A 19,581-nucleotide genomic window follows, 5' to 3' on the forward strand; every position below is an offset into this window, starting at 1 on the left:
AAACCCATGAACAATCAAACAAATTCCTTCGGCAGCAATTCAAACGAATTCACTTTTCTGAAACATCTTTTTTGGAGCTCTGAAAAACCATTATCACGCGGCGAATATATTACTGCAATTCTATTGCTATTTACAATTTCCTCGGCAAAATTTGTTGGGTATTTCGTTGAAACATTCAGCATTAATTCTCTGGAACACATATATTCATACAGCCTATACTTTGCATTTCTGCTTCCCCTAAATGCAGGATTATTTTCGATTCAAGTGCCATGGACTATTATGATGCTGGCCGGATCTTTTCTCTTAAGCATTCGCATATTTAAACCAAAAACTTCATGGCTCATAACATTATTATCAGGCTTTTTCATGTACATGTTTTTCTTTGGATTAACATCCATCCCAATATACGCGTCTTTCCTAGAAGTTTTGTTTAGATATGAAATTCAAAACAAGATGCTGATTTTGTTACTGTTCCTGTCATTTGGTTTTTTGGCCGGAGTAGTTGTGTTGATCGTCACATTCTTTTCTCTTAAAACGAACCGGGAATCTACAGAGGAAAAAGTCGTAGGCTTTAACAGAGGGAAATTTTCCAAATGGATGCTCATCTTAACTCTTTCTTCATTAATTTATTATGCCCTAATCGTATTCATTCTTATAAAACTGACCCTCGACCACTTTTTCTCTAACCCTGACCAATCCGTCCCTATCATACTCCTGATTTTTTCATTACCAATATTAGTAATCCATCTTGTTCTTTATACAAAGCGTCTAAAAAATGCCCGAAGGTCATTACTTCTTCTTGCGCTGATATTCCTTCCGCTGATCGCGTTGTTATTAATATTTGCAGCGGCCAATTGGTTGCTAATATTTGAACTTACATTCCTGATTGCTGTCTTAGAGACGACTGTAAATGCTTCGTTTCTCTTTCTATTGTGGCTCTATATTGCGCCGAGCCGAGAAGAAGTCGCTAATTCGGAAACCTAATCGCTGTTTACCAAAGGAATTACCTCTTTCCCTATCAACTCAATGGAACGCAACAACTGCTCATGGGACAATAATGCACTATCCATTTGAAAGGTTACACGATTGATTCCTCCCAGGGCTTCGCTGTGGCGAAGAATTTTTTCAGCCACGGTGGATGCATCTCCTACCAATAGAGCTCCCCGAGGTTCGGTAAGTGGATCAAACCTACTGCGGGTAACCGGTGGCCATCCCCGTTCCTGCCCAATTTTTGTGAAAGACTCTGCATATCCTGGGTAAAACTCTTCGATGGCATTTTGAGTGGTATCAGCAACATACCCCAATGAGTGCAGTCCCACCTTCATCTCAGATTCAGGATGCCCGGCCTGCAACCATGCCTCCCGGTACTTATCAACAAGCGGACGAAAACGGTGAGTTTCCCCACCAATGATGGCCACCATAAGCGGGAGCCTCATTTTCCCTGCCCTCACAAATGAAGCAGGAGTTCCTCCAACTCCCAGCCATACAGGTATGGGATTTTGCAATGAACGCGGATACACAGGTTGGTCATTCATGGCCGGACGAAACTTGCCTTGCCAGGTGATTCGCTCCTCCTTTTGAATCTTTAGAAAAAGATCCAGCTTTTCTGTGAAGAGATCATCGTAATCGTTCAAATCCAGGCCAAACAGAGGGAAAGCATCAATGAACGATCCCCTGCCGGCCACCATTTCAACCCTGCCTTTGGATATGAGATCCAGAGTGGCGAATTGTTGATAAACCCGCACCGGGTCGGCAGCACTTAAAACTGTAACCGCACTGACCAGTCGAATTTGCTTGGTACGTGCAGCTGCTGCTGCCATTATTATGGTATTGGCCGAATCCAGATACTCCTCCCGATGATGCTCCCCAAAACCAAAAACATGAAGCCCGGATTCATCAGCCCTGACAATTCTTTCAAGCAGTTCTGTAAGGGATTCCACACCGTTCTCTACACGGTTCTCGACCTGTCCGGGTTTTACTGCTGCAAAACTATCGATCCCAATCTCAATCATAAATCGCTCCTTATTTTTATTGTTTTTAGTTATTATGTTTTTGTGTATATAGAAAAAACTAATAAAACAAGAAATTGTTCAAAGATTTAGATTCAGTCTTGGGATTGTGAAGCCCAGATAAATTGCTAATTAATTGTTTAATATTTAAACCCGCTGTCAAACAAACACAACACAGGTCTATCTGAAGGATTTCAGGTTTCCAAATTCATCAACCAGCTTTTTCTTAGAAAACAGTATGCTTAGGATCAATGTTAAAGTACAACCCACAAAAATTGCAAGCATTATCATGACCTGATATTTAATAGCAACCCCCGGGGAAGCGCCTCCTAAAATCTGTCCGGTCATCATACCCGGAAGGGAGATTAGCCCCATAACCGACATGGTTGCCAACATCGGGTTAAGCCCTTTCTTTAAGGCGTCCTGTATGAATGGAAGCATGGCCTGACGCTTGCTTCCACTGTTGGTCAATAAAAAATAATACAATTCACGCTGTTTTGACAACCCATCGAACCATGCAGTAAGACCAACAATATTGTGGTTGAGGGAATTGCCAAGTACCATTCCGGTAATAGGGACAAAATATCGTGCATCAAAAAAGTAATCAGGCTTTATAACCAACCCCAGGAGAAAGGCATCAATAATAAAAATAGATATAAAGCCGGCCAAAAGCAATGGAACGAGAAAATGTTTCCATGAAAGGGCAACCCTCTTTACCACAGTTGCTGCACCAATTATTACCATGATCAACACCCACAGGGTGTTAATCCAAGCACTGTTTTGTTCAAAAATCCATTCAAGATAAACAGCCACTAAAAATAGTTGAATGATCATCCGCGTAACGCTTATGATTAAATCTTTATTCAGTTTTACCTTGTAAAAGCTAAAAATGAAAATGGGAATCACCAATATTGTAAAACCAACTAGTAAATCCCACCATCCTATATCAACCATTTTACCCATTATATCCCTTCTATTTTAATTTCCTGATCCATCGACTGAATCCACTCCGGATTATGTGATGCGGATACAATCGTTTTCTTATCCAGATTTTTCACCACCTTTATCAACCGGCTGATCGACCCGTCGTCCAATGATGAAGTTGGCTCATCCAAAAGTAAAATCTCCCTTTCCAGAGACAAACATGTGGCAATGATGATTCTTTGTTTTTGACCACCACTCATCTCATCAATAGAGCGTGTCAACATCTCTTTTTCAAGACCCAGGTTGTCAATATAAGATTCTACAACATCTCTCTTCTTCTCGCTACCTATCAACCGCATCAACTCCAGACCATTGGCTACAGGTAAGTTGATGTTTTGTGGTACATAAGCCATTTGCATACGAATATCTCTTACCGAGATTTTATCCAACAAAATTCCGTCAACAAAGATTTCCCCAAACGGGGGAATCAAATAGCCTTGAATCATTTTAAGGATTGATGATTTTCCACTGCCTGACGGACCAGAAATGCAAGTGTTTTGCCCGTGGTTTATAAAGAATGAAAGTTTGTTAAAGATAATCCCCTCGTTAAAGGATAATTGAACGTCCTTAAATTGAATCATATTTTGAAATTATCAATTGATTTTGAAACAGTATGCCACAAAACTACTGAAACTAAAATCAAAACTGCATCATTCGGCATGCATAAATAATTCCTTTGGTTAAAATTCAATTCTATAGCTGATGTTTGGAATCATTATACCTTCGTACCTGCTCTCGATGGTTTCATCTTTTAAATGATAATAGTGTGAATTAAACTCCTTTGCAGCCAGCATGTTCAAAATCTGTAACGACCAGACAGACGAGTAGCGGGGTCTGTTTTTCCGATAGGAAAGAGAGACTGAAATTATTGGCATGTCGCTGTGTTGTTTATCGAATGCCAGGTTTCCGTATGTCTCCCCATAGATCACTTCGCCGGCTAGAAGGGATTCTTCCATGTTAACAGGCTCTTTACGAAGCCCTCCCATATAATTCAAACGAATACCGGCACTCAACAAGTTGTTGTTGTCTTGACCAACGACCCACTCTTTTCCGGTCAAAAAATTAATTACATAATTGCGATTAAAACGTGTATTTCGTTCAACGCCATCAGGTGTTTTGTATTTAGAATCAAACAACGATGTGGTAAAAAGATAATAAAAGCCTCTATTTAAAAACTGTTCGAAAGTAAAATCAATTCCCAAATTTCTCCCGATTCCTTTATTAACCAAATGGTCATTAAAAAAAATCTCCTCCATAAAATTCACACTTGCCAAATAACCATCAGGGGATACCGGAATATTGGTCAAGCGCTGATAATAAGGTTCAATTTGCAATCGTAAGTACGGAGACAGTCTCATGTTCCATGAAAGAATAAAGTGTTGATTTCTCATTAAATCCAGATCTTTATTTGGCTGTTCTCCATCAATCACCACAAAGTAAAGAGGAAGCTGTTCAACGCGGCTGTGCACGCCATAAGCCATCGCTAAATTTTGATTTTCGTTGAGATGATATTTTATACCCACTCGGGGTTCTACTGAGAAGCTGTTGTTCAGTAACAACAACTGTGTATTAATTCCCATATTCAATTCCAAATCGGGAAGTATCCTGTATGTTGATTGTGTATAAACCTGAAACAACCCTGTTTCACCCTTCCCATCAGCAAACGGAACCGGAGACGTCCCTTCTGCAAGGGCTTTTTCAATACCCACATTGTAGTATATATAGCTATAACGAAACCCCGTTCTGTTGACATGTTTATCGGAAAAATGATGCTGTATGCGAGATTGCAACGAAACCCTGCCAGAGTGATTTTTAACTTTTGAGTACGGATTTTCTTGCAGATCGATGAAACCAAGCCTGGTTTCACTATGCGACAATCCATCTCCGGAGGTTGATATTGCTGAGCGGACAAAAGTACGAGAACCTAACCTCAGTTGGTGAGATAATCCGGTAGCATACAGATATAGACTGGTTGACGAGTTTTCACGGTCAAAATCAGCTTTCCAATCAACACTGTCGGCTGCAACCATATCCACTCCATCAAAAGCACCAATACCCCAAAAAGTAAAAGTTCCGGAGTTTTGCGTAGGAAAAACAGACTTAAAAGCTAAATCCTGATATTTCAGAACGCCTGCATTATCGGGCAACAAAGGAGAAACCAGTGCCATTGTTGAATATCGGTAATTCATAATATAAGAGGCCTCTTCCCCTTTTATAAAAGGCCCCTCGGTGGCAAAATCAACTCCTAATATCCCGGCCTGTAGAGTATATTCCCGTCTTTTTGAGTTCCCGGTGCGTAAATGGATGTCAAATACCCCGGAACTGGCGTTTCCATATTCAGCAGGGAAAGCACCGGTATAAAAATCGCTGTTACCCATTATTTGATTGCTGATGGCGGTTAGCATTCCGCCACCTACTACTGAAAGATTGGCAAAATGGTTTGGATTGGGCACCTCAACACCTTCAATTTGCCACAATAACCCGTTGGGGTTATTGCCACGTACCGAAATGCCGTTGCTGCCTACCGATGGTGTAGCCACACCGGCAAAGGATGAAGCCAATCGTGCAGGGTCATTTAACCCTCCCGCATAACGTTCGGTCTCTTCAACTGTAAATTGTCGTCCGCTCAAAGTCACCATTGAATTTTGCGGATTGTCCTTTCTGGTGGTGACAACTACCTCGGCCAATTCGGAAGATGTGGGTCTGAGATTTATCTGGAGATTAACCTCACGGCCTGAACTTACTATTAAATCATTAACAATATAACTTTCATACCCCACCATACTTACTCTTAAAATTCTACGGCCAACAGGGACATTCAATAGCTCAAATGCTCCATGATCATTGGTGGTAGTCCCCACAACCGGATCTGAATCTTCAATAAAAACAGTACAAAAAGGTAAGGGCTCCTGTGTTGATTGATCAAACACCTGGCCTCTGATGGTTTGTGTTATGGTTTGAGAGAATGTGTTCGCAGATATTGCTGCGAAGAAAATTAAAAAAAGTACTTTCTTCATGGTTGTTTTAAAAAGTTGGCAACATTTAATTTGTAAAAACCACAAAGGAACAGCAAATAACTATTGGTATCGTCCAAACGTGTATGCTTGCACCTTTTCCCCTTCTGCTAAACAGTAATTATGTTTCCAATCTCTGCCTCAGAAATTGAGATGGAGTTATCCCTTTGTGCTTTTTAAACACTGCATTAAAGGACGATTTGGAATTAAACCCTGAGTCTAATGCAAGACCAAGTATGTTTAGATGATTATTTATAGCAGAGATTGATATAAATTCATCAACTCTATACCGATTAACAAAATCATGAAAATTAACTCTCTCGTATTGATTAATAACCTGAGATAACTGATTTGGAGAAATATTTAACAAAACGGCCAATTCACTTAATGTGAGGCGGGGGTTTAAATAAGGTTTTTGTTCTTGCATCAACTCTCCAAGATTCTTATGAATTTGCATCCCCGTTTCACTATTTAGTCCCGTTTTATAATATTTTCTCGCAATATCGTCCTCTTGCGTAATCACCACCAGATCTGATGTATCATGGCTAAAAATATTCTTTTGGCGAATTCCAAAAAAGCCCATCATTAAAATCAGAAAAACAATCATACTGTAGAATATCAGATCGGCGTTAAACGGAAAGGTAATTCCAAATCCTTCGCGCAAGATGACAACTAAAGCGACTGTTATAAAAACGCCCCCAATACCATAGATTCCATATTTCACCCAATCAAGTGTCAATTTTTCGTCATACGAAAAATTGGCGTCAACAATTTGCCTGTGACGACTCAGCAACCGATATGCAAAAATGGGATAAAGCAAACCTGACAGAATAAATGAGATCAACAATACACTGGAAAAAATGCTAAAATCATCTACCAATCCTTTATCTACCATTACCTTTTCGTCGGCTGAGTAAAAAAAGAAAAACCTTGACATGTAGAGGTAGGAAAAAACAAAGGGTACAAAATGAATGTAATCTGCTTTTCGTAAACTTAAATCGTTGCGCAATGAGAAACGAGAATATAGATACAAAAACGGCCCATGCAACAGTGGGAATGGCGCTGTAATACCAACTAAATGTGGATGTGTATCCCATAATCCAAGGTAATAGAGGTGGTACCCAAGCAGATGAAACCCAATTACCAAAACCCATATCGACAAAATTTTGTCAGGTAATGCCTTCCCTTTCTTTGTGATCAGGAGTAACCCAATAAAAAATGACATAAAAATGCCGGCAATAAATATTACATCCATACAGTAGATCCTATGCCAATTTACTTGTTTTTCGGGCTTTGTATTTTACCGAGGGTTGATACCCGCCTGGAAATAGACGACCAATCTTCATCTGCAACTTTTCGGAAAAAGCATCCATGGTGCTAACCCCGGCAAATTGAAAAGCCTTAACGACCAACTCGGCGGTAGCCCTGCTATCAGGGCCGGCTCTATGGTGTTGCAAATCTATGTCGTGATAATGGCATAAAGCCGCTAGTCCGTATCCAGACAACCCCTGCCACACATTTTTTGAGAAAATATAGCTGCAACTGTACATCAGTTCCGGATATTCCAGCCCATAATAATCAAGAGTTTTTCTCAGTACACTTAAATCAAAAGAAGCATTGTGTGCAATCAGCAATTGATTTTCGATTAACGGGCGGATTTCTGGCCATAATTCACAAAAATTCGGGCTGTCAGAAACATCTTTCGGCGTTATTCTATGTACATGAATATTGTAAGGGTCAAAAACCGGGTAACAACCCGGTTTTATCAGCCACGATTTAGTTTCCGTAACTTCAAAATTCTTCACAAAAGTGAGACCGATCTCGCATGCACTATCGCGATACCTGTCGGCTGTTTCAAAATCAATGGTGACGAAATCCACTGGTAAAATCAGATTAAATGTAAAAAAAAGGGACACCCCTGTTTTCGAAAAACGATGCTGAAAGTCTCTTAATGGTGATGATGATCATGTGCATCTTTAGCTTCTTTGTAGGTTTTATTGGTGGTTCCTTTTGCATGCTCAGGTGGCCCGTACAGAGTATAAAGTTTCAGATCGACATCGCCAGTATTTTCAACTTTATGCCAGTAACCTGCCGGAATCATAATTGCCCAATCGTCCTCTACCTCTTGTCTGAATGTTAACTCGCCTTCAGATTTCCCCATCCAAACCACTGCTTCTCCCTGTTCAATGCGAATAAACTGGTCATGGTCTTCATGAATTTCGAGATCAATTACCTCACCCGGCTTTAAAGACATAAACACCAACTGCATATATTTACCAGTCCAGTTGGCTGAACGGTAACTATCATTGACCAAAGTGGCAGCCTCTATATCAAAAGCCCAGGGCTCTCCTCCCAAGTCAACATCAAAATCAACATCAGAAACAGGTATTTCAGCGACAACAGGAGTTGTGATTCCTGTTGTTTCCTGGCCTCCCGAGCCGGATTGACAGGAAAACGACATCACCACCAGCGGTAATGTTAAAAGTAAGATAAATTTCTTTTTCATAACTGTCAGGTTTTTGATTTGTATGCCGAAAGTTAGTGAAAATCATGTGCCTATCAACATTATTCCCAAATAAAAATAATCATCAGGTGAGTTTACGCGTAATACGATAAAAACAAAAGATAGATAAAAATTACAGGTTGTTGATTTTTATTATCAAAACCTATAGTTCAGACTTGTAATTTAAAAATCCATGTTTATAACTTGCTTTTGCATCCCGGTTGGTTGCAAAAATTTTATTTTAACACCCTCATTTCCATTCATTAGCCTCTCACCAAGAAAGTGTTTGTAATGAATTGAATTTTAAGTATTGATGTTATTTTGAGATAGCAATACTGCATCAGCAATATGGTTAAAATGCCCATTCAGTCTATGACAACCTCTAGTTTTTCTCTGATTAAAAGGCTAAATCCCCCAGAATAAATATCTTTGCCGGATGTTTACAGAATTGGGATATCTCGCACTCTTTGCAGCCAGTTTCCTGGCTGCAACTATTTTACCGTTTAGCTCCGAAGCCGTTTTATCAGGGATGTTGGTGGCCGGATTTGATCCATACGTTAGTTTAGTTGTGGCCACCATTGGCAATTGGTTGGGGGGCATGTCATCTTACTACATCGGATGGCTCGGAAAGTGGCATTGGATTGAGAAATACCTGAGAATTCCTCAAAAAGAGATAGAGAAAGTTCATGCCAAAATAAAAGGCAAAGAAGGCTGGGTAGCCTTCTTTACCTGGTTGCCCGGTATAGGTGATCCAATAGCTGTTGTTTTGGGACTTATTAAAAGTCGCGTAATCCCAACTGCAATCTGGATGTTTATAGGAAAAGCATTGCGCTACGCAGTATGGGGATACCTCACATTAAAAGCTATGGAACTTTTTTAATCCGGTTACTCCTTTTTCTTACCGGACACCACTTTGAAAACAATTAATCCTGCTACTACGGCGATTACAATAATACCAATTACCATACCGGTATTGTTGCTTTTCTCAGCAGCCACATAATCATCATCAGAGTAGAGAATGGGGTCCATGTCATCAATTGACAAAGTGTCAGGCGCTACGGTTTCATATTCATAGTCATATTGCGCCATTACGTTGTTAACTGTTCCGGCACCCATGGCCAGAATAATTGCCATTGCAATAATCATCCAAAATTTTCTCATAATCGCATTGTTTTATTGTTACAAATATACTAATATTCAGTTAGTTCTAAAAACAATTCTCTTGCCGGCATCCAAGATGGCTGTATTTTCAGGCACTTCTTTATCTCATCAAGTGCTTCGGCTTGTCGGTTAAGGGCTATCAGGTATTCTGCTTTCAGGGTGTATGCGGGGAGGTATTTTTTATTATACCCTGTTAGTCGATTCAACAAATTTAAAGCCATTTCCGGATTTCCAAGAGCGAAACTAATCCTTGCGTATTCCATCAAAGCCGGTTCAAATGTTGGGTGGATTTCCAATGCCATATCCAGCGCATTAATTGCCGAGTGGTAATCTCCTAACTGATGTCGGGCTCTTGCCAGATTTAGCCAGGCACCTTCCAATCCGGGGTGGACATCGGTTGCCAGGTTCAAAAGAGAGTCTGCCAAGAAAAAGTCCCGTTCCTTTAACGCTTTCCAACCCAGGTAATCATACAAAGTCTCTCTTTTCAATACCACGCAAACCGGCATCCCATCCACATATACTTTGTGAATGGTTTCAGAAGGTGGCCATTGTTTGGGGCTCAAGTTAAATGCGTGTAAATATGTCGCTGAAAAAATGGCATAGTCCCAATTTTCAAAGCTGCGGTTATACCAACTGGTCTGACGATGTTCTTTTAACCTGTCGTTGTTTCTGAAAAACCATGCCGTTTCAAAGTTGGATGCTATAATCAGATCTTCTTCCCCGGTTTCGTTTATGTAGTCGTTTAGCCACTCTGCAGCTGGCCTGATGGTATGAAAATAATAATCTGCCTCGTATTTACCGAATGCTCCTTTATAGCCTCCTGTTAGCTGATTAAAATAGAGGTATTGGAATGGATGATTAAGGGCCATAAATTTTATGGGATGGATCATGGATATTAATAAAAGAGCTGCCACAACAGCTCTGGCTGTTATGGCTTTCCTGATTTTCAGGAATTGCCACAATCGGCTTATGCCGATGGCCGAAAGCACCACCATGGGAGGATAAATAAACAATACATGCCGCCAGCCTCCGTAAACATTCGATTCTTTAAAAATGATATACAGAAGGGGAAAGAAGATTGTAAATACTATGAATCCAAAAAACAATCGTTTTTTGGATGATTTCCAAAAACCTGAGAAAAAGAATAATAAAAATCCTGCTAAAACCGGAAAGGTGATGCTTATAAGCATCATCCATGGAAGATAGAACCAGGGAAGCATATCAGACCAGATCATCTCTCCCATAAAAAGTTGCCTGATGGTAACCGGATAAGCTTCCATCAGCAGATGAGAAATGATCGGGTGCTTAATTGGATTCATCAGAGCAAAAGGCCAGAAAAGTAGTCCCAACAAATACCCTGATATGGCAACCCATAGTGTTTTAACCCATAATGAGTGGCGCACCCCGGATGTTGTCCTGTTTAATAAATAGCCATGGATAAGCATCAGAAAAGTAATCAGAAAAAGCCATCCAATCAGGATCAGGCCGGGAGGTCTGATGCTGATGGTAAAAGCAATGGTCAACATCATCGATATTAAGGTCTTTTTTGATACAGAAGGCCATTCTTTCATCCATCTGATCAAAAAATATATGCCGGCAATGTATCCCAAAGCAAACGGAACATCTTTCAAATTATTAAAACTGTGACCAATTAACCGGGGAGACAGAACGCAAAGTAAAACAGCAAAGAAGGCAGCACGCCATCCACCAAGAGTGAAGGCTAAAAGGACAATGAAAAGAAAAATCAGCCAACCGGCTACTGCATTCATTAAATGCCTGATAGTGAAAATGTCATCAATGTTAAATATTCTGGCAACCAGAGATGCCGCATTATCAAACCCTTGACCATAATATTTCAGATTTGTCACCGGCGTATGAAGGGCAGTGGTATCGCTGCCACAAGAGTAATACCAGTTTACCACAGCTTCGGCTTGATTGAGATGGAAATATTCATCGCCGGATATACCGGCATCCAAAGCCATCACCAGCATTGCCGGCAATGAAATTGCCAGGAATGCTTTGGTAAGGTACTTGAATATTTTATCCTCATTTATCATTCGTTTCTCAATCAGAAATACTTTTTACGGATGAAATATATGGGTCTGTCCTGACTCTCTTTGTAGGTTCTGTAAATATATTCGCCTAAAACACCTAAAAAAGTTAGTTGTATGGATCCTAAAAAATAGATGCTTATCATGGTCGAAGACCAACCCAATGGCGCCCATCCTGTTATTTTTGATACCAGAACATGAATTCCTGCCAACAGAAAAATAAAAACACCGGTTAAACCCAACCATAAACAGGCTCTTAATGGGAATTTTGAGAAAGAGAAAACGGCATCGGCTGCTAGTCCAAAGAGATCTGTCAGAGACATTTTCGATTCTCCTGATGCGCGTTCCTGGCGTTCATAACTGATGCTGGTTTGCCTGAAACCAATGTAGCTTCTGAGACCCGGTATGTATCGGGTTTTCTCTTTCATGGTGAGCAGGGCATCCAAAGCTTGTCGGTTGATCATTGAAAAATGACCCGTGTTTTCAATTTGGCTTAATCCGCTGGCTTCAGTAAAAATCCGGTGGAATAATTTGGTCATCCATCGTCTTCTTTTATCATCTTTTCTGGCATCGCGAAAGCCGTTAACCACATCAAACTGCCCATCCTTTAGCTTCTCGTGCATTTGGGAAAGTAACTCGGGGGGATCCTGCAAATCAGAATCCATTAATGCAATATATTCACCTGTGGCATGCTCCAGTCCTGCTGTTATGGCTGCCTGATGACCAAAATTACGTGAAAATTCTATGATTTTTATCCTGTTGTCAGCAGCTCTTTGCTCATGAAGTATCTCCAAAGTTCTGTCCCTACTGCCATCATCCACGAATATAATTTCATATGCCTGATCCATCTCCTGCATAGAAGATTTAATTCTGTCGAGTAGTTTCGGCAGAATCAGTTCTTCATTGTAAACCGGAATAACTATTGAAATCATAGCAGTATATTATATGTTATACTTTTGCGTTGGTCTTTAACCCTGAATTAATTTCATCAGGATTGAGTATCACTTTCAGGGGTTTTAATTCTCAATATTTACCCATGTATTATTGGTTCGGTTCGATTTTATAACAGCATGGATAAACTGCATCCCTCTTACACCATCCTGCACAGTTGGGAACTCTCCATGTGTCAATTGCTCTTTTCTTATGCTTTTTGCAATTCCTTTATAAATATTAGCAAGCGCTTCATAAATTCCTTCGGGGTGTCCGGCAGGCATGGTTTGTCCCATTTCGCACAAATCAGAATTATAGCTGTTTCCGGGTTTGTAAATTCTGGCAGGTTCATTTTCTGCCGTCATGCAAAGATGGTTAGGATTCTCCTGACTCCACTTAAGTGAAGCTTTTGAACCATATATGCCAATGGTAAGATCGTTCTCAACTCCTCCTGCTACCTGCGTGGCCCGAATAACTCCTTTTAATTTCTCTTTAAAGCGCAGCAAAACGGTACCGTCTAAATCCAGAGTAATATCTTCACGGATTGTATTAAGGTCGGCCAGAACTTCTTTAACATTAAATCCGGTAATATATTCAATCAGATTAAAGGCGTGTACTCCAATATCTCCCATGCAGCAACTTGCTCCGGCAACTTCCGGGTTCAGCCGCCACACGCCTTTTATGCGTGTGTCGTTACCATGAATGATGCTGTTGATCCATCCCTGGTAATATTGTGCATCTATTCTTTGTATTTCTCCAAGTAATCCCTTCTCCACCAACGCTCGCATTTGCCTTACCATGGGGTAACCGGTATAGGTATGTGCGAGAGCAAAGGTTATGTCGTTATCTCTCACTAAATCCTCAATAACTTTGGCTTCATCAACGTTAAGAGTCATTGGCTTTTCACACATCACATGAAACTGATGAGCAATGAGTTCTTTGATTATGGGGAAATGTGATGCATTAGGAGTCACCACCGCAATGAGTTGCATTCTTTCCTCTTCGGGTAAGGCTGTTTCACCAGCGATTAGCTCCTCAACATTTTTATAGCACCTTCTTAAATCAAACCCCTCTTTTCGGGCAAATTCCAGACTTCTGCAGTTGTCAGAACTGAAAATCCCTCCAATTAACTCAAATTGACCTGATGACAATGCTGATTTTCGGTGAGTATCACCAATAAAGGCTCCGGTACCACCGCCAATCATGCCCATTTTTATCTTTTGATTTGCCATTATTCAGTACGATGAAAGTGAAGAAAATTCTTGTTAGTAAAATTGAGATGTCGCCCTGTTTCCTGAATTGTGATAGAACGATATTAACCAATACAAATTATGAATTGTAATAGACCCGGTTAAAACAGGGGCGACATCTCATTTGAAATAGTCCAGATTTCAAATACTTGTTTTTTAGATGTTGAATCTGAAATAGACCTATTGCTAAAGTTCTCTTGATATTTCTCTTAAATGTTCGATTGATTTTGCAACTTTTGGTGCCGGATTCTCCCAGTCCCATTCATGCTCAATTGTGATAACCCCCTTAAAACCGGTCTCTTTAAGCACCTGAAGAGCTTCTCTCATGTTAAAAACGCCTGTGCCGAAGGGAACAGTGTGTGCATCCATATCATCAAATGCTGTCATATCTTTAAGATGCAGGTATTTGATGCGCCCTTCCAACATTTTATATACATCAATTGGATTCAGCCCCGAACGCATCCAGTGTCCGTTGTCTGCACTCACACCAATTCTAGAATCCCTTCCCTCTATAACATCCAGAACTGTTTGAGGATTCCAATAACGGGTGGGAGGGGGGTGATTATGAATTGCCAGTTGAACATCATATTTCTTCACGAGACCCTCTATTAGATCCATCCAGATTGGATCTGGCTCGCTTCCTATGGTTTTGATTCCCATATCGGCTGCAAAAGCGAATAATTGCTCCCACTCTTCTTCTGAACCGGCAGCCACAATTCCGTAATTGATGATTTTTATATCATATTTATTTGTCAATTCGCGCACCAGATTTTTGGTCTCCTCGCTCATGCTGAAATGTGTGGTTGCTTCGCTTCCTTCAGTGATTTTCTGTCCGGGATATGCTTCAATATATTTAAGACCCAGTTTATTTGCCGCCTCCAGTGCTTCTTCAAATGTGAAGCGATTAAAAGTCCACGCCTGCACAGCAAGTTTCCAACCGTGATCCTCCCATGGATGCATGTTCTCCTCGGATTGTTTACACGAAATGTTCATGAGCATGAGTAGCACTAATAAAAATAATGTTGATTTCATAGATGTGAATTTAGGTTATTATTTATACTCACCTGACTGTGGCCTTTTTAATGCTCAAACTTTCGGGAGTTCCCAAGGTTTTCTATAAACCGGCCAAATAAGATCATTCGCCTTTTTGTTGTTGACAAACTCCTTTTTGTTGTCGTCCCAGTAGAGCTTTTCGCCAACGCGGTGTGCAATGTTACCCATATGAGAAACAATGGCAATCTCCTTTCCAACTTCAATTGAACCCCTTGGGGTTTTCCTGGTTCTCATGCAGTCCAGAAAATCTCTAACATGGTTGGCGGCATCTTTTCCGTCTCCAGTTTGTCTTGGAACCTCAGCAATGGAACCTTCTTGTCCTGGTCTTTCAGGCAGGACTTCCCACCCACCACGATCTACTACCAAAGTCCCATTGTCGCCAATGAATGCAACGCCATGGCCGCGATTATATGGGCCGCGATCAATTCCAATGGCGTGCTCCCATTGTAAAATGAAATCATCAAATTCGTATATGGCAGTTTGCGTGTCCGGAGTTTCCATGGCAGCTTTATCAATACTGAAATTTCCACCTACAGACATAATGCTGTTGGGCATAGAGGCTTTCATTCCATACAGGGCAAAATCAATAAGATGTGCTCCCCAATCGGTCATCAGACCTCCTCCGTAATCCCAGAACCATCTAAAATGGAAATGAAATCTGTTTCCATTAAAAGGGCGCTTTGGTGCGGGGCCAAGCCAAAAATCATAATCCACTCCGGCCGGGGGATTTCCGTCGGACCTTGGAACTGGTTTTAGCCATGATAGGTATGCCCAAGTTTTAACTTTGCGAATGTTTCCAAGTTTACCTGAGTGAACGTAGGCCATGGCATCCTGCCAGTGGTCTCCGCTTCGCTGCCATTGTCCAACCTGCACCACCCGGTTGTATTGTTTGGCGTACTTTTCCATTATCAGGCATTCGCCGATGGTGTTGGCCAATGGCTTTTCAACATAAATATCTTTTCCTGCTTTACAGGCATCAATAAATGGCAAACAGTGCCAATGATCAGGAGTCGCGATAATAACGGCGTCAATATCATCACGTGCTATAAGATCACGGTAGTCGCTATACTCTGCTATTTCGGGTGGCTGAACTTCACCCTGACCAGTTTTTTCTCTGGTTTTTAGGTAGTAGTCGCGGGCATCATTTACCCGCCTGGTAAGAATGTTTTGATCTACATCACACATGGCTACCAGCTCAGTGTCGGGCTGCTCCATAAAACGCATAATGTTTGTTAGTCCCATTCCGTTAACCCCAATGACTCCATATCTGATTTTTGGTCCTTTGCTGGAACAACCTGTCATGCCGGGCAAGGCTGAAGCCAGACTTGCCCCCGCTATTACTGCGGCACTGTTTTTGCAAAATGATCTTCTTGTTTGTGTCATATTCCCCTGATTATTATTCTTTTATTTACGATCTCACTGGGGTTCCCGGTATGGGAACCTCAAATTTCATATCTACATTCCCCTTTGTTATGTCTTCCGGCCCCAGTTTTAAGTTGGAGTTATATATTTCATCCCATGTAATTCTTCTTCCCGTATAGGCTGATTCTCTTCCCATGATTGCTGCAAGATTGGACAATGCCGTACGCTCTCCTTCGTTGATGTAATACCCGGTTCTGATGGCTGTTACCAGATGGATATGTTCCTGTATATAGGGTGAAATTTTTGGCGTATTCATTGGGTTGCCCTGTTCATCATTTGGGTATTGATATTGCCATTTGATGCTGCCATCCAAATTATATATGGTATTTAGACAGTTGGTGTATCCTTTTGTTCCCATTACAATTTCGCCAACTCCGTTGGCGCAATTGTCAATCTGTCGGCACATGCTGTGAGAAGATACCCCGTTGCCAAATGAAAAGTCAATGCTAAAAAAGTCAAATTGGTCGCCTGTTACTCTTCGGTGACGACCTCCGTATCCAATCGCTGCCACCGGATATTTTTCCATGAACCAATTTACCACGTCAATATTATGAATGTGTGTATCCAGAATGTGGTCGCCACTGAGCCATGTATAATTGTTCCAGTTTCGTAACATGTACTCCATATCAGTCCAGCCTTCCTGGCGACGTCTGAACCATACGTGTTCCTGATTCCAGAAAGCCTTGGCAGCAACAGGCTGGCCAATGACGCCGTTGGCTACTCGCTCAAACGTGGCCAGATAGTCATGTTGGTGTCGTCTTTGTGTGCCGGTTACCACATTTAATCCGAGAGTTTTTGCCATCCGTGAGGTGGCAATAACCGACCGGATTCCTACCGGATCAACGGCTACCGGTTTCTCCATGAATACGTGCTTTTTTGCTTCAATAGCAGCTCTGAAATGATCAGGCCTGAAGAATGGCGGGGTAACAAGCAGAACCACATCAACATCTGTCTGCATTACTTTTTTATAGGCATCAAGCCCTGAGAAGCATCTGTCGTCAGGTACTTCGATGTTAAATCTGCCCAAACGTTCTCTAACTTCTGTTATTTTATCGGGAAATACATCTGCTAATGCTCCCACTTCAACACCCGGGCCTGTACTCAAAAAGTTAAGCAAAGCTCCAGTACCTCTGTGTCCGCAGCCAATCAGCCCAGCCTTCAATCTTTTTCCGGCAGGAGCGCGCTCATTTAAAGGTGGAATTTCCAACTCTTCAGCTCTTCTTTTTTTTGAACACCCGGCAAGCATTGATGCTCCCATTATTCCTATGGTCCCAGCCAATGCGGTGTTTTCAAGAAATTTTCGCCTGTTCATATTTTTGTTTTTCTGCATCTTGTTTCTCATTAATTGTTTGTATCTGACTGAGGCACGTGAACAACTCTGAAGCCCACATGGTTTGCATCGGAATACCACCATCTGCTTTTGGGTATTTGCGGATCAGTTCTCAGCCATAAATCGGTGCGTGTATGGTCTCGGGCAGCCACGCGCAAATCTGCTGCGTCGCTCCTGAAAGAACCTCCCCGAATGACTCTTTCCTGTCCGGTTGCAGGGCCTCTGGGATTTCGGACAACTCCTTCCGGATAAGATGAATATGTGTTTGGTGCGTACCAATCAAGACAGAACTCAGCCACATTCCCCAGCATGTTAACCAATCCAAATGGATTTTCCATTACATTTCCAGGTTCGGAAGTTCTGTTGCTGCTGTTTTGATTGTAAATGGCGTAGTTTGCTATGACATCAGTGGATGGACCAAAGATTCTGTTCCACCATGTTTGTGACGAGAACCTTCTGGGGTTGCCTTCAAAAAAATATGGCGTTTGCGTGCCGCCACGGGCAGCATATTCCCATTCGGCTTCGGTTGGTAGCCGATAATGTTTTCCTGTTACAGCAGATAACCATCTGCAATACTCCATGGCTGCGTGATGTGTCATGGTAATGGCCGGTCTTTGACCGGTTCCCCATCCCTGGTCAGGTGCTCCCCAGGGTGGTGTGGCTCCTGAAAAGCCGTCCACTTGTGCCTGTTCTTCGGCAGTGAGCCGGCCTTCTGAGGATGTGGCATTAAACCAGGCAAGGAATTCATTCCATGTAACCTCAATTTTGGCCATGAAAAAGTCATCTAAATACACTTCCCTCTGAGGCCCTTCATCTTCCCGGCGGAATGGCTCATTTTTTGGGCTACCCATTAAGAAAGTTCCACCTGGAATTGCCACCATTTCAAACGAAACGGTCGTCCCGGGTATGAACTCTGTATAGTTTTCGAATCTTTCTATTTTTGCAGGGTTGGTGAATGTTTCACCCTCTTCCTCTTCCTTTTGTCCAAATGCCAAATTTTGTGCATGCACATAATCCGGATTGTAGTGGCCTGTATGTATGTGGCAGTTAAGGCAACTCAGATCATCTTTGTTTCTTTCGTAGTGTAGGTGACTGTCAACACCTTCTGTACTTAATCCTACAGGAAAAAGATTGTCGTGACATCTGATGCATGATGATTCGTAAGTGAAATTAATGGCTACTTCCGGCGAACGCTTTGCTTCCCAGTTATAATCAGCGGAGTCTTTGAACAAAAAACCGTAAATATCATTGGCTCCATGTTTTATTTTAGACCACAAACGGTTCTCTCCATGAGGGGGGAGGTGACAATCGACACAATTTACTGTAATTCCTGCTTTGTTGTTAACGTGAGGCGATAAGCGCCAGGCATCTTCTGCATGGCCGTGCACATGACAAGAAAAACAATATTCGTTTGTTTCTGTAAAACGAACAGCCTTGTTGAAAGGGTAGATCAAAAATAGCACGGTGACCACTCCGGCTGCAAACAACAGAAAGTTTTTTCGTCGATGAATAAAATCCCAAAGGGATTTTTCTATTTGACCCAAATTCATAATCAAACGTGTTAATCAAATTATTTTACACTGCCAATTACAAATTTATCTTTGTCAGCATGCTTTTTTGTTAAAAAATGCTTACAGTACCCTTATGGTGATATTAATGAGATATTAATATTAGAAAACTACGCACTGTAACAACCAGATATTCAATCAAAATCACACAGACGTCTTTGTTGTTTAGATTCTATCTAAATTAAGAAATTGGAATGATTAGCATTATGAATAGATAAACTGTTCCGCTATCAAAAAAGGGATGCTGGTGTTATCTTTTGCATCAAAGTGAGCTCTAACTTATAAATTGATTTGAATTATTTATAG

At 41.3% G+C, this 19,581-nt stretch carries 17 protein-coding genes; 2 read left to right on the forward strand and 15 right to left on the reverse strand.

Going from position 1 to position 19,581, the window contains the following annotated elements:
- The first annotated feature begins 6 nt into the window (after nucleotides 1-6).
- A complete protein-coding gene (locus EV194_RS08105) occupies nucleotides 7-984 on the forward strand; it encodes a hypothetical protein (protein WP_132433545.1) in 978 nt (325 codons plus the stop codon).
- Here the strand turns inward: EV194_RS08105 and EV194_RS08110 are convergent.
- From EV194_RS08110 to EV194_RS08140, 7 genes are all read right to left on the reverse strand, one after another.
- Nucleotides 981-2,012, reverse strand: a complete 1,032-nt coding sequence (locus EV194_RS08110; protein ID WP_207915953.1) for an LLM class flavin-dependent oxidoreductase — start codon at nucleotides 2,010-2,012, stop codon at nucleotides 981-983. The two genes, EV194_RS08105 and EV194_RS08110, sit on opposite strands and share 4 nt — an antisense overlap.
- 177 nt (nucleotides 2,013-2,189) lie before the next feature.
- Nucleotides 2,190-2,972 (reverse strand): ABC transporter permease, encoded by a 783-nt coding sequence (locus tag EV194_RS08115; protein WP_132433546.1) that lies wholly within the window; start codon nucleotides 2,970-2,972, stop codon nucleotides 2,190-2,192.
- Nucleotides 2,972-3,574, reverse strand: a complete 603-nt coding sequence (locus EV194_RS08120) for an ABC transporter ATP-binding protein (RefSeq protein WP_132433547.1) — start codon at nucleotides 3,572-3,574, stop codon at nucleotides 2,972-2,974. Before EV194_RS08120 ends, EV194_RS08115 begins: the two co-directional genes overlap by 1 nt.
- A 99-nt stretch (nucleotides 3,575-3,673) precedes the next feature.
- A complete protein-coding gene (locus EV194_RS08125) occupies nucleotides 3,674-6,010 on the reverse strand; it encodes a TonB-dependent receptor (RefSeq protein ID WP_132433548.1) in 2,337 nt (778 codons plus the stop codon).
- Nucleotides 6,011-6,128: 118 nt separating this feature from the next.
- Entirely contained in the window at nucleotides 6,129-7,262 is a 1,134-nt protein-coding gene (locus EV194_RS08130; RefSeq protein ID WP_132433549.1) for a helix-turn-helix domain-containing protein, read from the reverse strand.
- Between the two features lie 10 nt (nucleotides 7,263-7,272).
- A complete protein-coding gene (locus EV194_RS08135; RefSeq protein ID WP_132433550.1) occupies nucleotides 7,273-7,887 on the reverse strand; it encodes a 3'-5' exonuclease in 615 nt (204 codons plus the stop codon).
- A 68-nt stretch (nucleotides 7,888-7,955) separates the two neighbouring features.
- A complete protein-coding gene (locus tag EV194_RS08140) occupies nucleotides 7,956-8,513 on the reverse strand; it encodes a cupin domain-containing protein (protein ID WP_207915955.1) in 558 nt (185 codons plus the stop codon).
- Between the two features lie 433 nt (nucleotides 8,514-8,946).
- Here EV194_RS08140 and EV194_RS08145 point away from each other — a divergent pair, with 433 nt between their 5' ends.
- The gene (locus EV194_RS08145) at nucleotides 8,947-9,390 is read left to right on the forward strand and encodes a YqaA family protein (RefSeq protein ID WP_132433551.1); all 444 of its coding nucleotides are present in this window, start codon (nucleotides 8,947-8,949) and stop codon (nucleotides 9,388-9,390) included.
- Nucleotides 9,391-9,395: 5 nt separating this feature from the next.
- Here the strand turns inward: EV194_RS08145 and EV194_RS08150 are convergent, their stop codons facing one another.
- From EV194_RS08150 to EV194_RS08185, 8 genes are all read right to left on the reverse strand, one after another.
- On the reverse strand, nucleotides 9,396-9,671 hold the full coding sequence (locus tag EV194_RS08150) for a hypothetical protein (RefSeq protein WP_132433552.1): 276 nt from the start codon (nucleotides 9,669-9,671) through the stop codon (nucleotides 9,396-9,398).
- A 29-nt stretch (nucleotides 9,672-9,700) separates the two neighbouring features.
- Nucleotides 9,701-11,728 (reverse strand): tetratricopeptide repeat protein, encoded by a 2,028-nt coding sequence (locus tag EV194_RS08155; protein ID WP_132433553.1) that lies wholly within the window; start codon nucleotides 11,726-11,728, stop codon nucleotides 9,701-9,703.
- 11 nt (nucleotides 11,729-11,739) lie between these two features.
- On the reverse strand, nucleotides 11,740-12,654 hold the full coding sequence (locus tag EV194_RS08160) for a glycosyltransferase family 2 protein (RefSeq protein ID WP_132433554.1): 915 nt from the start codon (nucleotides 12,652-12,654) through the stop codon (nucleotides 11,740-11,742).
- An 84-nt stretch (nucleotides 12,655-12,738) separates the two neighbouring features.
- Nucleotides 12,739-13,884 carry a Gfo/Idh/MocA family protein gene (locus EV194_RS08165; protein WP_132433555.1) on the reverse strand — a complete coding sequence of 382 codons (1,146 nt, stop codon included), beginning with the start codon at nucleotides 13,882-13,884 and terminating at the stop codon, nucleotides 12,739-12,741.
- A gap of 204 nt (nucleotides 13,885-14,088) precedes the next feature.
- Nucleotides 14,089-14,934, reverse strand: a complete 846-nt coding sequence (locus EV194_RS08170) for a sugar phosphate isomerase/epimerase family protein (RefSeq protein WP_132433556.1) — start codon at nucleotides 14,932-14,934, stop codon at nucleotides 14,089-14,091.
- Nucleotides 14,935-14,988: 54 nt separating this feature from the next.
- Nucleotides 14,989-16,338, reverse strand: a complete 1,350-nt coding sequence (locus tag EV194_RS08175) for a Gfo/Idh/MocA family protein (RefSeq protein ID WP_132433557.1) — start codon at nucleotides 16,336-16,338, stop codon at nucleotides 14,989-14,991.
- A 25-nt stretch (nucleotides 16,339-16,363) separates the two neighbouring features.
- Nucleotides 16,364-17,707: a Gfo/Idh/MocA family protein gene (locus EV194_RS08180; protein WP_207915957.1), complete on the reverse strand. Its 1,344-nt coding sequence runs from the start codon at nucleotides 17,705-17,707 to the stop codon at nucleotides 16,364-16,366.
- An 11-nt stretch (nucleotides 17,708-17,718) separates the two neighbouring features.
- On the reverse strand, nucleotides 17,719-19,257 hold the full coding sequence (locus EV194_RS08185) for an SUMF1/EgtB/PvdO family nonheme iron enzyme (protein WP_132433558.1): 1,539 nt from the start codon (nucleotides 19,255-19,257) through the stop codon (nucleotides 17,719-17,721).
- Nucleotides 19,258-19,581 lie beyond the last annotated feature (324 nt).

It is taken from the genome of Natronoflexus pectinivorans (assembly GCF_004345615.1).
GTDB classification, from domain to species: domain Bacteria; phylum Bacteroidota; class Bacteroidia; order Bacteroidales; family Marinilabiliaceae; genus Natronoflexus; species Natronoflexus pectinivorans.

Bases quoted from the DNA above. Each gene is read 5' to 3' on its own strand.
- EV194_RS08105 (WP_132433545.1), top strand. From the start codon at position 7: ATGAACAATCAAACAAATTCCTTCGGCAGCAATTCAAACGAATTCACT.
- EV194_RS08110 (WP_207915953.1), bottom strand. From the start codon at position 2,012: ATGATTGAGATTGGGATCGATAGTTTTGCAGCAGTAAAACCCGGACAG.
- EV194_RS08115 (WP_132433546.1), bottom strand. From the start codon at position 2,972: ATGGGTAAAATGGTTGATATAGGATGGTGGGATTTACTAGTTGGTTTT.
- EV194_RS08120 (WP_132433547.1), bottom strand. From the start codon at position 3,574: ATGATTCAATTTAAGGACGTTCAATTATCCTTTAACGAGGGGATTATC.
- EV194_RS08125 (WP_132433548.1), bottom strand. From the start codon at position 6,010: ATGAAGAAAGTACTTTTTTTAATTTTCTTCGCAGCAATATCTGCGAAC.
- EV194_RS08130 (WP_132433549.1), bottom strand. From the start codon at position 7,262: ATGGATGTAATATTTATTGCCGGCATTTTTATGTCATTTTTTATTGGG.
- EV194_RS08140 (WP_207915955.1), bottom strand. From the start codon at position 8,513: ATGAAAAAGAAATTTATCTTACTTTTAACATTACCGCTGGTGGTGATG.
- EV194_RS08145 (WP_132433551.1), top strand. From the start codon at position 8,947: ATGTTTACAGAATTGGGATATCTCGCACTCTTTGCAGCCAGTTTCCTG.
- EV194_RS08150 (WP_132433552.1), bottom strand. From the start codon at position 9,671: ATGAGAAAATTTTGGATGATTATTGCAATGGCAATTATTCTGGCCATG.
- EV194_RS08155 (WP_132433553.1), bottom strand. From the start codon at position 11,728: ATGATAAATGAGGATAAAATATTCAAGTACCTTACCAAAGCATTCCTG.
- EV194_RS08160 (WP_132433554.1), bottom strand. From the start codon at position 12,654: ATGATTTCAATAGTTATTCCGGTTTACAATGAAGAACTGATTCTGCCG.
- EV194_RS08165 (WP_132433555.1), bottom strand. From the start codon at position 13,884: ATGGCAAATCAAAAGATAAAAATGGGCATGATTGGCGGTGGTACCGGA.
- EV194_RS08170 (WP_132433556.1), bottom strand. From the start codon at position 14,934: ATGAAATCAACATTATTTTTATTAGTGCTACTCATGCTCATGAACATT.
- EV194_RS08175 (WP_132433557.1), bottom strand. From the start codon at position 16,338: ATGACACAAACAAGAAGATCATTTTGCAAAAACAGTGCCGCAGTAATA.
- EV194_RS08180 (WP_207915957.1), bottom strand. From the start codon at position 17,707: ATGCAGAAAAACAAAAATATGAACAGGCGAAAATTTCTTGAAAACACC.
- EV194_RS08185 (WP_132433558.1), bottom strand. From the start codon at position 19,257: ATGAATTTGGGTCAAATAGAAAAATCCCTTTGGGATTTTATTCATCGA.